The organism is Actinomyces lilanjuaniae (assembly GCF_003606385.1).
Lineage (GTDB): Bacteria > Actinomycetota > Actinomycetes > Actinomycetales > Actinomycetaceae > Actinomyces > Actinomyces lilanjuaniae.
Map to the genome: position 1 here is coordinate 2629402 of NZ_CP032514.1, position 13734 is coordinate 2643135.

The 13734-nt window shown below is 69.4% G+C and carries 10 protein-coding genes and 2 pseudogenes; 2 read left to right on the forward strand and 10 right to left on the reverse strand.

Features of this window, described 5'->3' with window-relative positions:
- Positions 1-149: 149 nt before the first annotated feature.
- Together D5R93_RS11235 and D5R93_RS11240 are read right to left on the reverse strand one after the other, a co-directional pair.
- Positions 150-1019: a hypothetical protein gene (locus tag D5R93_RS11235; RefSeq protein WP_162933945.1), complete on the reverse strand. Its 870-nt coding sequence runs from the start codon at positions 1017-1019 to the stop codon at positions 150-152.
- 10 nt (positions 1020-1029) lie between these two features.
- Entirely contained in the window at positions 1030-1665 is a 636-nt protein-coding gene (locus D5R93_RS11240) for an FHA domain-containing protein (RefSeq protein ID WP_243106753.1), read from the reverse strand.
- 170 nt (positions 1666-1835) lie between these two features.
- Here D5R93_RS11240 and D5R93_RS11245 point away from each other — a divergent pair, with 170 nt between their 5' ends.
- Entirely contained in the window at positions 1836-2378 is a 543-nt protein-coding gene (locus tag D5R93_RS11245; RefSeq protein WP_119837167.1) for a hypothetical protein, read from the forward strand.
- A 123-nt stretch (positions 2379-2501) separates the two neighbouring features.
- Here D5R93_RS11245 and D5R93_RS14595 read toward each other — a convergent pair.
- The 7 genes and pseudogenes from D5R93_RS14595 to metG form a co-directional block, all read right to left on the reverse strand.
- Positions 2502-4481, reverse strand: a pseudogene (locus D5R93_RS14595) (ABC-F family ATP-binding cassette domain-containing protein).
- The gene (locus D5R93_RS11255; RefSeq protein ID WP_120205303.1) at positions 4481-5458 is read right to left on the reverse strand and encodes a 4-(cytidine 5'-diphospho)-2-C-methyl-D-erythritol kinase; all 978 of its coding nucleotides are present in this window, start codon (positions 5456-5458) and stop codon (positions 4481-4483) included. The pseudogene D5R93_RS14595 and the gene D5R93_RS11255 overlap by 1 nt, the downstream one beginning before the upstream one ends.
- Positions 5455-6363 carry a 16S rRNA (adenine(1518)-N(6)/adenine(1519)-N(6))-dimethyltransferase RsmA gene (gene rsmA, locus D5R93_RS11260; RefSeq protein WP_243106754.1) on the reverse strand — a complete coding sequence of 303 codons (909 nt, stop codon included), beginning with the start codon at positions 6361-6363 and terminating at the stop codon, positions 5455-5457. The genes D5R93_RS11255 and rsmA overlap by 4 nt, the downstream gene beginning before the upstream one ends.
- Positions 6364-6410: 47 nt before the next feature.
- Complete coding sequence (locus D5R93_RS14315) at positions 6411-7340, reverse strand: resuscitation-promoting factor (RefSeq protein ID WP_162933946.1); 930 nt, start codon at positions 7338-7340, stop codon at positions 6411-6413.
- Between the two features lie 92 nt (positions 7341-7432).
- Entirely contained in the window at positions 7433-8410 is a 978-nt protein-coding gene (locus D5R93_RS11270; RefSeq protein ID WP_120205312.1) for a G5 domain-containing protein, read from the reverse strand.
- A gap of 289 nt (positions 8411-8699) precedes the next feature.
- Complete coding sequence (locus D5R93_RS11275; RefSeq protein ID WP_120205315.1) at positions 8700-9641, reverse strand: TatD family hydrolase; 942 nt, start codon at positions 9639-9641, stop codon at positions 8700-8702.
- A 21-nt stretch (positions 9642-9662) separates the two neighbouring features.
- Positions 9663-11513: pseudogene (metG, locus tag D5R93_RS11280) on the reverse strand (methionine--tRNA ligase).
- Positions 11514-12005: 492 nt separating this feature from the next.
- Between metG and D5R93_RS11285 the strand changes: the two are divergent.
- Complete coding sequence (locus tag D5R93_RS11285) at positions 12006-12824, forward strand: hypothetical protein (protein ID WP_119837159.1); 819 nt, start codon at positions 12006-12008, stop codon at positions 12822-12824.
- 14 nt (positions 12825-12838) lie between these two features.
- On the opposite strand, the gene rsmI is transcribed toward D5R93_RS11285, so the two are convergent.
- Complete coding sequence (rsmI, locus tag D5R93_RS11290) at positions 12839-13714, reverse strand: 16S rRNA (cytidine(1402)-2'-O)-methyltransferase (RefSeq protein ID WP_119837180.1); 876 nt, start codon at positions 13712-13714, stop codon at positions 12839-12841.
- Between the last annotated feature and the right edge of the window lie 20 nt (positions 13715-13734).

Genomic DNA, 13734 nt, shown 5'->3' on the forward strand with positions numbered 1-13734 from the left:
AGCCCACGTCCGCGGTCCGTTCTGGACCGGGACGCTGCTGCCGGTGCCGTGCTCCACATCATGGCCAGGACCGTGGTCACGATCATGAACGGAGCGGCGGGCAGGATCATAGCCTGCGTCGCGATCAGCACCCTGCGCTGCTGAGTCGGCTACATCCGCTGAGTTCGCCGACTCCCCCGGCCCCCCTGAGTCCGAGTCCGCCAAGCTAGTACCGGTCTGCCTCTGGGCAGGCACCTCCGCCGTACCGCCGCTACCGAGGGAGGGGACGGGCGCCTGTGTCGCCCGACCAGCCTCTCCCCCTGTCCCAGGTGTCTCCTGGGCCGTACCGGTGTCCTGCTCGTCCTGCGGGGCAGCGCCCAGACCGTCGGGAGCCAGGGCCGCACCGGCACTGCGGCTACCGAGGTCGACAGGCCGGCCGGAGGACCGGGAGGAGGACTGGTCGGAGACAGCCCTGGGCCTGCGCCGGAGCCGGTCAGCGGGGGCTCGCTCAGGGTCGGCGTCGTCGTCCTGCTCCCCGGCACCGGAAGCTGCCTGCCCCGGCTCGCCGCCAGAGCCATCCGGCCCACGGTCACCGTCACCGCCAAGCGCAAGAGCCCCGCAACCACCACAGCGTCAGCAGCCGGGCGGTAGACGGAGCCGGACCGCTCAGGCGAGCGCGCCACCACCGACCTCGGGGAGGCATAAGCCGTCTCCAGCCAGGTGGTGACGCTGGAGGCGTCGAGGGCCTGGCCGTCAACCTCCAGCCGGGCAGAGCCCCGCAGCGCCACGTGCATCATGTCATCCGGCGCAGAGACCGCGAGCGCAAAGTCAGGAATCGAGCCCAGGCGCCCCCCCATGCCGATGACAAGCTCGTCCAGGGCCTGGGTCAGCGACGCCTCCTCGCTGCGCAGCAACCGCCACAGACGCTCCGTGAGGTCCTGAGGCACCGTGGGGGACAGGAGCATCACCGCGCGAGCTGTAGCGACGCCCGTCCACGATCCCTCAGCCCACCATGCAAGCCTATCCGTACTATCAGTCATATCTTTCTCCTCAGCGGACGACGCACACTCCGTCACCCAAGTATGCCTGGCGACCACGTCGCACGTACTCCTCTTGTCCAGGAGATAGACGGTGAGCACCCTGCGAGTCCTCCACGTAGGTGCCGTTGGTGGACCCAAGGTCCGTCATGAGGACGCCGTCGGCACCAGGACGGACCAGGAGGTGGGTCTTTGACACCGAGTCGTCGCCGCGCAGAACCGCCACGAGCCGCGCCTGCGGGTGGGACTCGAGTGGCACGGGCTGGCGCCCCAGCACCAGCGGACCGCTCACCGCGACGGCCTCCCCGTCAAGGAGCAGCGTGCACAGGCTGGTCGAGACTGCTCGCGAGGAGATAAGGACCGTGCCGGCCATGCGGTCAAACCACGACCTGCCTCCGCCCCGTAGTGCAGTTAGCCACAGGACCAGCACGGCGACTCCGCCGGTGGGAACAGCAGCCAGCAGGACAAAGCCCGTATACGCCGCTGCGGCCCAGCCCGGAACCGCGCCCTGGGAGGCGATCCGACGACGGCGGGTCCCGGTCACCAGTCCCCCAGGGGAGGCGCCTGTCAACCCCGTCATGAGAGTCATCACAGCCATAAGAGCCACAGTGGCGCCAAGAGCGAATAAGATGCCATGGTGCACAGTCACCGCAAAGACTGTGAGAAGCAGCCCCGTATCTACGAGCGCTCGGACAGCCCGCCTGCCCGTCGAGGCTGGCACCATCGTCACGTGCGGCCCTCGGTCTCCCATAAGACAGCCATCGTAGACATCTAGGCGACTACATTGTGTCGGACCACAGGTCTCGGAAGGAGCACGACGTGCAGATCGCTGTCACGCCTGATCCCCAGTACTGGGTGATCATCCCGCCTTTCCCGCCCCCGGGATGGGCGCGGGAGGAGGCGAGGCACCGCAGCGCCTACCTGGGCGTCACCGGGCCGCAGTGGCGCTCGGAGCTGGAGTCGCTGCTGGAGGAGCTCCAGGCCATGGAGCGTCAGGGGCGTTTTGCCCGTCTCATGCACATAGACGACGTCGCCAAGCCCCCCTTCATGGTCGACCTCAGCCTGGAGATTGCCAGGGACGACGGGTCCAAGGAGGGACGCCGCACCACCCAGCGCACGATCATCGCCCAGATGCTGCCGCAGGCCGAGCCGGTCCGGCTTCGCCCAGGTCACGACATGGCGGGGTTCTCAGCCTTTGGGGACGGCACAGGCCCCACGCAGGGAGCGCTGGTGCTCCGGCTGGCAGGCCTGCCGACGGTTCCGGTAGACCTGGTGATGCGGCTGTGGGGCGCCAGCGTGGACACCATCGAACCCCACCTTGACGACCTCGTCGAGCTGGCCCGCCAGGTCGCGCCCGTCTAGTCCTGTCTGTGCCTCGCCGCCACCCTGGTCACCCTGCCGACTCTGTGTCTCAGCACAGTCTGTGTCTCAGCAGGAGCTGCCCTCCACCTCCCACAGTCTCCCGCACCAGCCGGGTCTCGCTGCTCACTCCTCCCCCTCCAGGGCCTGCGCCGTCTCCAGCCACTCCTCCTCCAGGGCGGCCCGCTCCTCCTCCGCCTGGGTCAGCTGCCTGCCCAGCTCGGCCAGCTCCTTCCCGCAGGAGGCGTCGTAGGCAAGCTCAGCCATCCGCGCACCTAGCCGCTCGACGTCAGCGGCCGTCGCCTCCAGCCTGCGCTCGACGCGGGCCAACCTCTTGCTCATCTCACGACGGCGGGCACCGCTGAGAACCTCCTTGCCAGGTGCCTCCGAGTCTCCCGAGCCACCCGCGTCACCTCCCCCGGGGCGCTAGCCCGACCGCCACCGTCACGGGGTCGCCCGCCTGCCCACGAGAAGCCTTACGCGAGCCGTCCTGGGTCCCGGCAGCCTGGCGACGCAGCTCCAGGTACTGCTCTACCCCTCCGGGAAGGCTACGCAGCGACCCGTCCCCAGGAGGGCTACCTGGTGGTCAGTCACACGCTCCAGAAGGTAGCGGTCGTGGGAGACAACGACCAGAGTGCCCGGGAAGGAGTCGAGAACGTCCTCCACAGCAGTCAGGGTGTCGGTGTCCAGGTCATTGGTGGGCTCGTCCAGCAGGAGCACGTTGGGCTCGGCCATGAGGAGCCGGAGCAGCTGAAGCCGCCTACGCTCCCCACCGCTGAGGTCACGCACCCGGGTCCAAGCACGTCGCCGCGTAAAGCCCAGGCGCTCAACGAGCTGGGAGGCGGACAGCTCCCTGCCTGAGCCCCCGCTGCCTGGGACCACTACTCGTTCACCAACGGAGGCCGCCGCCTCCACCACCGTCATGTCAGCCAGGGCGTCAAGCTCGTGGGTAGACTGCGACAGTACTGCGACCTGGACGGTCTTGCCACGCTCGACGCTACCCTGGTCCGGCTGCTGAACGCCCTCCAGCAGCCGCAGCAGCGTCGTTTTCCCGGCACCGTTGGCCCCGACGACGCCGACCCGCTCACCGGGCGCCAGGCGCCACGTCACCTGGTGCAGGACACGGTTCCTGTCATCAGGCTCCCCCGCTCCGAGTGCCCCCTCCTGGGCCTGGGTAGCTGAGGCTGACACTCTCCAGGTTGACGACCTTCCTGCCCAGCCTGGCCGAGGCCATGGCCGTCAGCTGCACGGAGTCTCGGGCGGCGGCTCGTCAGCGATGAGGGCCTCGGCAGCCTCCGTGCGGAAACGAGGCTTGGAGGTGCGGGCCGGCGCCCCGCGGCGCAGCCAGGCCAGCTCCTTGCGCAGCAGGCTCCTTCGCCGGGCGGCGGCGGCAGCAGCCTGCTGCTCCCGTTGCGCACGTGCCAGGACGTAGGCGCCGTACCCTCCGTCATAGGTCTGAATATGCCCGGGGACCTGCACTCTGTCTCCCACCGGGTCGCTACCGGGAACGACGTCCCAGATGCTGGTGCACACCGCGTCCAGGAACCAACGGTCGTGGGTGACGACCACCAGGCCCCCACGGTGCCTGCCCCCGGGGGCAAAGCGGTTGCCAAGGTGACGGGCCAGCCAGCTGACCCCCTCCACGTCGAGGTGATTGGTCGGCTCGTCCAGGATGACGACATCAGCCTGAGAGGCCAGCACGGCGGCCAGGGCGACACGACGCCGCTGCCCTCCTGAGAGCCTGTCCACCTCCATGTCCAGGTCCAGACCCGCCAGCAGCCCCGCGTGGATATCGCGCGCTGAGGGCCGTGAGGCCCACTCGTAGTCCGGTGCGCTGCCGTGGACCGCCTGGCGCACTGTCGTGCCTGGCGCCAGGGAGTCCGCCTGGCTGAGCATGACCAGCTCCACGTCCCCGGCCCGGGTCACGCGTCCCGCCTCAGGCTCACGCCTGCCGGCCAGGACCGCCAGGAGCGTGGACTTGCCCGCACCGTTAGGCCCCAGGACACCGACGCGCGTGCCGTCGTCCACCCCCAGCGTGACCGACTCCAGCAGCCGTCGTCCCCCGACGGAGATCTCCAGCTCCTCGGTGCCCAGCAGGTGCGCCATCAGCCCACCACCCGTGCGCCGGCCACCGGGGCGTCGGTACGCAGCACCCGCGAGCACAGGCCGGAGGCGCGCAGCGCACGGTGGACCCGCTGCGCAGCACCGGCGTCACGAACGAGCGCCGCCACTGTCGGTCCCGCCCCGGAGACGACGGCACGTAGGGCACCGGCTTCCTGGGCCACCCTGATCACCTCAGCGAGCTCGGGGCGCAGGTCTACCACGGCGTCCTGGAGGTCGTTGTGCATGGTAGCCGCCAGGGCGACAGGATCCCCGCTGCGCAGCGCCGCGGTGAGAGGACCGGGAACCTCCTCGGCTACAGGGCGGGTACCGGCAGCAGCGCTCAGCTCGTCGAAGCGCGCGAAGACCGCTGGGGTGGACAGGCCCTCCTGCTGGAGGCCAAGCACCCACTGGAAGGTGCCACGGGTCATCACAGGGGCCACCGTATCGCCTCGACCACGACCGATCGCCGTCGCCCCGATGAGCGGGAAGGGGACGTCCGCGCCGAGGCGGGCTGCCAGAGCCGTCAGCTCGGAGACGTCCAGGCCCGTGCCCCACAACGCGTTGCAGGCCACCAGCGCCGCCGCCGCGTCCGCCGAGCCTCCAGCCATACCTCCGGCCACAGGGACCCGCTTGCGCAGCAGGAGGTCAACCCCCTCAGTCACCCCCGTCGCCTCGGCCAGGAGGTCAGCGGCCCGCACAGCCAGGTTAGAGTGGTCAGTAGGAACCGTGGCGTCAGGCTCCTCCAGGACCAGGCTCACCCTTCCGTGGGCCTGCCTCGACTGGCGCCGGGCGGTGACCGTCTCGATCAGGCGCACCGCCTGGAAGACAGTCACCAGCGGGTGGTAGCCGTCCTTCCCGGGCGCTCCCACAGACAGGAACAAGTTGACCTTTCCCGGCGCCTCCACCCGTACAGAGGTGGCAGAGCCCGAGCGGACGGGACAGGACCCCGTCGGACCGGAGACAGGACGCAGGTGGCTCATGGACGCTCCTCACCGACACGGCGCAGCTGCTCGGCCACGGCAGCAAAGGCCGTCACGTCAAGCCGCTCACCACGGTCTCCAGGGGCGATACCGGCAGATCGAAGAGCCGACTCGGCACCGGCGGCGCTGCCCGCCAGGGGAGCCAGCGCCTGCCTCAGCGTCTTGCGACGCTGCGCAAAAGCAGCATCGATGACGGCGAAGACCTCCTCGCGGGAGGCACAGGTACCCGGAGGCTCCCGTCGTCGCAAGTGGACCAGCGCGGAGTCGACACGGGGAACCGGCCAAAAGACGCCTCGAGCCACGGCTCCTGCACGACGGACCGAGGCATACCAGGCGGCCTTGGCGCTCGGGGCGCCGTAGGTGCGCGACCCTGGGAGGGCGGCGAGGCGGTCAGCAACCTCCGCCTGGACCATGACTGTCAGCGTCTCCAGACTCGGCAGACATGCCAGGGCGGTGAGCAGGACGGGAACCGCCACGTTGTAAGGCAGGTTGGCCACCATCCGGCTCGGCAGGAGGCCTCCCAGCTGTTCTGGCCCGCTCAGGGTCAGCGCATCCATCGTCACGACCTCCAACTTGTGGGACGCCCATGGCATGTGGCTGTCCACAGTCTGCGGCAGCGCCCCAGCCAGCACAGGGTCAACCTCAACGGCGATCACCTGCGCACCCGCCTCCAGAAGAGCCAGGGTCAAGGACCCCAGTCCCGGTCCTACCTCAAGAACCACCTCCCCCTCCCGCACGTCGGCAGTACGCACGATGCGGCGCACGGTACCGGCGTCGTGGACGAAGTTCTGCCCCAGGGCCTTGGCGGGACGGACCCCCAGGTCGCGGCACAGGCTGCGGACCTGCGACGGCCCGAGGAGCCCCTCCGCGTGCTGACCGGATTGCTGGCTGACACGCCGCTTCACGTGCGCCGTCTCCTGGCAACCCCTCCCGAGCCCTGGCACGCTCGTGGTCAGAGCAGTCCCAGCTGAGCGGCGCAGTGGGGCCACTGGCCCCACCCGGCCGCCGCCTGGAGCCGCTTGGCAACAGCAGTCTGCTCGGCAGCGGAGGCCTCTGAGGGCAGGCCGGAGCCGCCATAGGCCTGCCATGTGCTCAACGAGAACTGGTACATCCCGTAGTAGCCGTTGCCGGTGTTTGTCGTCGGGTCACCCCCGGACTCGCACTGTGCCAGCGCCGCCCAGACGTCGTCAGAGCCTGCGTCCGGGGAACCAGACGACCCGGGGAGGCCTCCTCCCCGGAGTCGGAGTCCTGCGAGCCCCCTCCTGCGTGCTGCTGGTGTCTGAGGGCTGCTCCTGGGGCGCCTCGCTCTCCTGCCCGGAGGGCGGCTCCTGCGACGAGGCCCCTCCGAGGCGGACGCGGTGGGCTCGGCTGCCTGCTGCGCGCCGGTGCCGACCTGGACCACCTCATCGACCTTCTCCGAGACCACCACCGAGGACACCGCCTGGCGCGAGACCTCCTCACCGTCAACAGTCGTCACCTGGTAGACCGTACGCACCACCCCGTCAGCACCCTCGGTCACCACCCGCCTCTCACCCTCAGGCAGGTCACCCGTCTCCTGCTCCACGGTCCCGTGGGCCTCAGTAACCTCCTCCGTCACCGTCGACACCTCAGCACCAGACCCCTCCACGACGACGCCCTCTCCCTGGGCGGTGGTGGGGTGAGCCTCTCCACCCAGCGCCGCCACCGAGGTGTCCTGCCCTGACGACCCGTCGGAGGCCGCCCGTACGGCAGCATAGGCGCCGCCGGACAGAGCCAGGGCCAGGGCGGCCGCAGCAGCACCCGCACGCAGCCGGGCGGAACGCCGACTCGCCGCCGAGCCCACGGCTGCGTCCGGGCCGTCAGGACTGTCGTTCTCGGACGTGCTCTTCAGGTGACGACCCACGAGGCCCTCCCTCATTCTCGTTGGCGGTGGAGCTCACCGTAGTTGACCGGCCCCGGAGGAGCAACCCGTGGAGCCCGGGCGCAGCACCCCCGTCAGTACCAGCCGACGGACTCCGAGTGCGCCCAGGCGGAGCAGGGCGTGCCGTATCGGCCAGAGATGTATCCGAGCCCCCAGGTGATCTGAGTCACCGGGTTGGTCTGCCAGTCGGAGCCCGTCTCCGCCATCTTGGAACCCGGAAGGGCCTGCGGGATGCCGTAGGCACCCGAGGAGGGGTTCTGAGCCTGGTAGTTCCAGCTGGACTCGCGGTTCCACAGGCTGACCAGGCAGGAGAACTCCGCGTCGTCCCAGCCATAGCCAGCCATCATCGACTTGGCGACCGCCTGGGCACTGGCCGGGTCGGTCCCTGCGCCCGCAGCCACCTGCACGTCCCCGGCCTCTCCGTCCCCGTTGGAGGAGGAGTCACTGGAAGAGGAGTCCGCAGCCGAGTCAGCGGGCTCGGCTGGCTGCTGCGCGCCGGTGCCGACCTGGACCACCTCATCGACCTTCTCCGAGACCACCACCGAGGACACCGCCTGGCGCGAGACCTCCTCACCGTCAACAGTCGTCACCTGGTAGACCGTACGCACCACCCCGTCAGCACCCTCGGTCACCACCCGCCTCTCACCCTCAGGCAGGTCACCCGTCTCCTGCTCCACGGTCCCGTGGGCCTCAGTAGCCTCCTCCGTCACCGTCGACACCTCAGCACCAGACCCCTCCACGACAGTGGCCTGACCGCCCCCCTGCTCCGCGGGCGTCGGCGCCTCCGCACCCAGGGCACCGAAGGCGCCGTCGGAAGAGGTGCCCTCCTCACCCTGGGAGGAGACAGCCGCGTACGCGCCACCGGAGACGGCGATCGACAGGGCGGCGGCCACGCCGCCGGCGCGGAAGAGCATGGGAGCGAAGGGGGTGCTCGCAGGACCCTCGGCACGCCGCCTGCCGCGCCCGCTGTCGGGAGTCAGGCCTCTGGAGGCCAGGGCACCGAGCTCCACCAGGGTGGTGTTCAGAGAGCTTGTCTGACAGTGACGACCCACGATATGACTTCCTTTGCTCGACGAACTCGGGCCACGGTAGCGGACAAACAGCGGAAACGACAATGTATCTGCTCACATCCCGCCTCCCGCTCACGTGCGACAGAAACGGTGCAGGTCTCAACTGGCCCAGCCCTGAAACGCGGCTGGCAGGACACTGACAGCGCTGCTGATAGCACACCGACAGCGCCTACGGAACGGGGGAGGCGGCTGAGGCTGGTAGCAGCGTCGGTACCGACGTCCCAGACGCAGGCGCGGGGCACCGAAGGCATTGACAGAAGGAATCTGCGACTCAGCCCACCGCCTCCGGCCACGTGCCGTAGACGAGCCGGGTCGTGTCCTGGAGGCGCTGGCAGGTGCGCTGCTCGTCGCCGCCCCGCAGCTCGGCCAGACAGCGCACCGTGGCACCTATGAGGTAGGAGGCGTTGGGACGACCACGCCACTGCCGGGGCGGGAGGTAGGGCGCATCGGTCTCCACCAGCAGCAGCTCCGCCGGGACAGTGGCCAACGCCTCACGCAGCCACCCATTGGAGGGATAGGTCACCGGACCCGCGACCGAGACGTACCACCCGTTGTCCGCACAGGCTGCCGCCAGCGGTGTCCCACCGGAGAAGCAGTGGAAGACCGTACGTCGGGGAGGCCCGTCGGCCAGGAGGAGTGACACGCAGTCCTCGTGCGCATCACGGTCATGAACCTGCAGCGGGAGGTCGAGGTCCTTGGCTAAGGCGACGTGGGCACGAAAGGCCTCCTTCTGGGCCTGCGCTCCTCGCGGACCGGTGCGGAAGTAGTCCAGACCGGTCTCCCCGATCGCCACCACGAGGTCTCGGTGGTCACGCACAACCCGCTCCAGCCGGGCCAGGACGTCGTCCAGCGGCTCGTCGTGGTGCACGCTGGTACGCGGCTCCAGGCCGTCAGGGCCGACCTCGCGCACGCCCGCGTGGGCCACGGCCTCATTGGGGTGGACAGCAAGCGCCACCCGTACACCCGCCAGGTCCCGAGCCAGGGACAGCGAGGACTCCCAGGACGGCACCTCACAGGCCGAGGTGATGATCCTGGTCACCCCGACCGCCCGCGCCCTGTCCACCAGCTCGTCAGCACGCAACGGCTCAGAACCACCAGGCACACTCGCGTCCGAGGGCACGGGCAGGTGGGCGTGGTTGTCCGTAACCGGCAGGGCCAGGGGCTCGACAGCGTCAGCGGGCGGCCACGACCGATCTGCTCTCCTGGGGCTCACAGGCTGCTCCCATCTCCCTGCTCAGGCACCGGCACCGTCAGTCTCGGGATGCACCAGGGCAGCGTATCGCGCCAGCTCCTCCTCCACGACGGCCTCGTCCAGCTTGGTGAACACAGGTGCCGGCCTGGCAACCTCCGCCCCCACGACGACCGGGTGGCGCCCCCATGTCGGCGCGCCGGTGTAGTCGCCGGTGATCACCGGGTAGCCCTGGCGCCCGGCAAAGGCCTCCGGCAGGATCTCCGGGTCCAGCTCGTCGACCTCCTCGGCATGAGGCATAGGCGCCACCGTCCCCTCACCGCCCAGGATCCTGTCAATGTCGTTGGCCGCGTGGGGAAGGAAGGGCGAGAGCATGAGGTTGAGGTCGGCCACGACCTGGGCCAGCGTGTGGAGCACGGTGGCCAGCCGGTCTCGGGTCTCCTCGTCCTCCCCCTGAGCTTGAAGGGCTGGGTGTCAGCCACATACTTGTTTGCCTCGCCCACCAGGCGCATCGCCTCTGCCAGAGCCGCCTTCTGGCGGTGCCGGGCGATGAGGTCACCCACCGTAGCGAAGCCGGCCTCGACGGAGTCAAGGAGGGCACGGTCTACGTCCTGGAGCCTTCCTGGAGCCGGGACGGCCCCGAAGCGCTTGTGGATCATGGAGGCGGTGCGGTTGACCAGGTTGCCCCAGCCTGCTACCAGCTCCCCGTTGGTACGGCGCACGAACTCCGCCCAGGTGAAGTCGGCGTCGGCGGTCTCCGGTCCGGCGGCACAGATGAAGTAGCGCAGGGCGTCAGCCTGGTACCTCTGGAGGAAGTCACGTACGTAGATGACGATACCGTGGCTGGAGGAGAACTTCCTTCCCTCCATGGTGAGGAACTCGCTGGAGACCACCTCAGTGGGCAGGTTCAGGGTTCCCAGGTCCCGGCTGCTCCTCCACGCTCTCCCTCGCCGTCGTAGCCCAGGAGCTCGGCCGGCCAGATCTGGGAGTGGAAGACGATGTTGTCCTTACCCATGAAGTAGTAGGACAGGGCGGCCGGGTCGTTCCACCAGGCCCGCCAGGCCTGGGGTCCCCGCTACGCCGGGCCCACTCGACGGAGGCCGACAGGTAGCCGATGACGGCGTCGAACCACACGTAGAGACGCTTGGTAGGCTGGTCCTCCCAGCCCGGGACAGGAATCCCCCAGTCGATGTCGCGTGTCATGGCCCGGGGGCGCACGTCGTCGAGAAGGTTCTGGGAGAACCGGATGACGTTGGGCCTCCAGGTCCCCGAGGCCGCACGCTCCTCCAGCCAGGCCCCCAGGGAGGAGGCCAGGGCGGGCAGGTCCAGGAACCAGTGGGTGGACTCCACGAACTCGGGCACTTCTCCGTTGATCCGAGAGCGCGGGCTGATCAGGTCGGTGGGGTCCAGCTGGTTGCCGCAGGAGTCGCACTGGTCGCCCCTGGCCCGGGAAGAGCCGCAGATGGGGCAGATTCCCTCAATGTAGCGGTCTGGCAGGGTACGCCCCGTGGAGGGGGATATGGCCGAGCGGGTAGCCTTTTGGACCATGTAGCCGTTGTCCCGCACCGTTCGGAACATGTCCTGCACCACCCGGTAGTGGTTACCTGCTGTGGTACGGGTGAACAGGTCGTAGGACAGGCCCAGGGCTACCAGGTCCTCGACAATGAGGCGGTTGTTGCGGTCCGCCAGCTCACGGGCGCTGACTCCCTCCTCGTCGGCGGCGACGAGGATGGGGGTGCCGTGCTCGTCCGTACCCGACACCATGAGCACGTCGTGGCCCGCCATGCGCATGTACCGGGAAAAGACGTCAGAGGGGACTCCAAAGCCGGCGACGTGGCCGATGTGGCGCGGGCCGTTGGCGTAGGGCCAGGCGACTGCGGACAGGATGTGGGTCATGGGGCCACCTTATCTGCTCACACTGGGCTCGACCGCCGCTGACGAACTCACTGTGGACGACGTAGACAGCACCGCGGACGACAACCACGGACACTGGACACTGTAGGACACAGAAGGACAGGCGCGAGGGTCTGACGCTATGGTGGCCCCGGTCGGGCCGTGCGCACCGACGCCCAGCGCCGGTGTCTGCGCTGTCACCAGCGCCACCAGCCCTGCGTCGGCAGTGCCCAAGTCCGTCCCAGGAGTCCACGCAGCATCACGAAGGCCAGTCATGACTCAGTTCCCAGGATCCCAGCCGCCAGGCCCTCGCCCTATCCGGCTGGCCACGCCCCTGGTGCAGGCACCGGCCAGCCCGCTCCCGCCAGCAGCCCCGGCGCGGTTCCTGGCTACGGCGGCTACGGCCCCACCCCACGGGCCAGCCCTCCCCTATGCGGCCACCTCCCCGGGACCCGCCTCGGGCTGTCACCTGTACCACCTGGATCGGGAGGCGGCGTGCCCTCCAGGTCACTGCGGGGGCCGGTGCTCCTGCTGGTGGCAGGGATTGTCCTGCTCCTGGGTGCCGGGGTCTTCCTCTACGCCAGCCTGCGTCCCGTCGCCAGCGCGACGTCACTCAGCCAGTTCAGCACAGGCTACGAGATGCAGGCCGAGCTGGAGAACGACACCACCTACGGCCTGTACTACGACGACTCCGGATCCACCCCAGACTGCCAGGTGGCCTCACCGCAGGACGACGACGTCAGTGTCAACACGAACATCACCGGCACTGTCACCGTCAACAACCACACCCTGTTCGCGACCTTCGTCACCAATGAGGCTGGTGACTACACCATCACCTGCACCAGCAGCACCGACCAGGACGTCTATATCGGCCTGGCGGCAAGCGTGAGCGGCATCTTCGGGTTCGTCGGGGGCATCCTGGTCGCACCGCTGACCGGCACGGCTGGCCTCGCCATGGTCGTTGTCGGCCTGATCTGGCTCACCAGACGCCGCCGCGCCCGAGGCTCCCAGCCCCCGGCGCCTACCTCTGCGGCAGCCGCCTCGCCAGTACCTGGTCGCCCCGGGGCCTACGGAGGCACGCAGGCGCCCAATACCGGCTACACACCGTACACAGCACCCGGGCAGGGCTACAGTCCTCCCCCAGGAACCAGCCACGACCACACTGCGCCGACCTCACCATCCGTGTCACCGGCCACGGGCGCGCAGCAGCCTCCTGCCGAGGCGGCGCCAGCATCCTCGCCTCCGCCCCAGGGCCCTGGCTACCCCAGCGGGTACCAGGGCGGATACGGACAAGGAGGGTGGCCCCGGGGCTGACTGGCCCAGCACGCTCAGCGACCCCGGCAGGCCAGGGCGGCGCGGTAGACCTCGTTGGGACGCAGGCCGACTTCCCTGGCGACCTGGGCTGCCGCTTCCTTGAGCCGCATGCCGTCCTCAGCCAGGGCAAGAGCCTCGCGAGCCGCCGCCCGGGTGTCAGCCACTGGGGGCCGGGCGCCAGCGACCACCAGAACAACCTCCCCCCGGACACCGTCAGTGGCGAGCCGGGCGAGATCGCCCAGGTCTGCCCGAAGCACCTCCTCGAACGTCTTGGTCATCTCCCGGCACAGGGCGGCGGGTCGGTCCGCACCGAGGACCTCGGCCATGACCTGCAACGTGGTACCGACCCGCCGAGGCGACTCAAAGAAGACCATAGTGCGTGTCTGCCCTGCAAGGTCGTGCAGTACCCTACGCCGCTCGCTGTCCTTGCGAGGCAGAAAGCCCTCGAAGCAGAAGCGGTCGGTTGGAAGTCCCGACAGCACCAGAGCGGTAAGTACCGCAGAGGGGCCGGGAATCACGGTAACCGGGACACCTGCCTGCGCTGCCGCCACGACAAGACGGTATCCCGGGTCCGAGATCGCGGGCATGCCCGCGTCCGAGACCACGACGACGCTGCGTCCCTCCTGGGCCGCAGCGACAAGGTCGGCAGCGCGAGCACTCTCGTTGTGCTCGTAGAGGGAGACCACCCGTCCTCGAGGAACCACGTCCAGCCGCCGCACCAGGCTCGTCAGGCGCCGCGTGTCCTCCGCAGCGAGAAGGTCCGCGCTCTCCAGGTGGCTGCGCAGGCGCAGGGAGGCGTCGTCCGCGTGACCGATCGGGGTCGCGGCCAAGGTGATGGTTCCCGGCCGCGGTCCGGAGGCTGTCTGGGTACCAGGCCCGCCGCCCGGCATCGCGGTACCCTCTCGCCTCC

Coding starts and splice junctions, on each gene's coding strand:
- D5R93_RS11235 (WP_162933945.1), bottom strand. CDS start 1,019: ATGACTGATAGTACGGATAGGCTTGCATGGTGGGCTGAGGGATCGTGG.
- D5R93_RS11255 (WP_120205303.1), bottom strand. CDS start 5,458: ATGAGCCACCTGCGTCCTGTCTCCGGTCCGACGGGGTCCTGTCCCGTC.
- rsmI (WP_119837180.1), bottom strand. CDS start 13,714: ATGCCGGGCGGCGGGCCTGGTACCCAGACAGCCTCCGGACCGCGGCCG.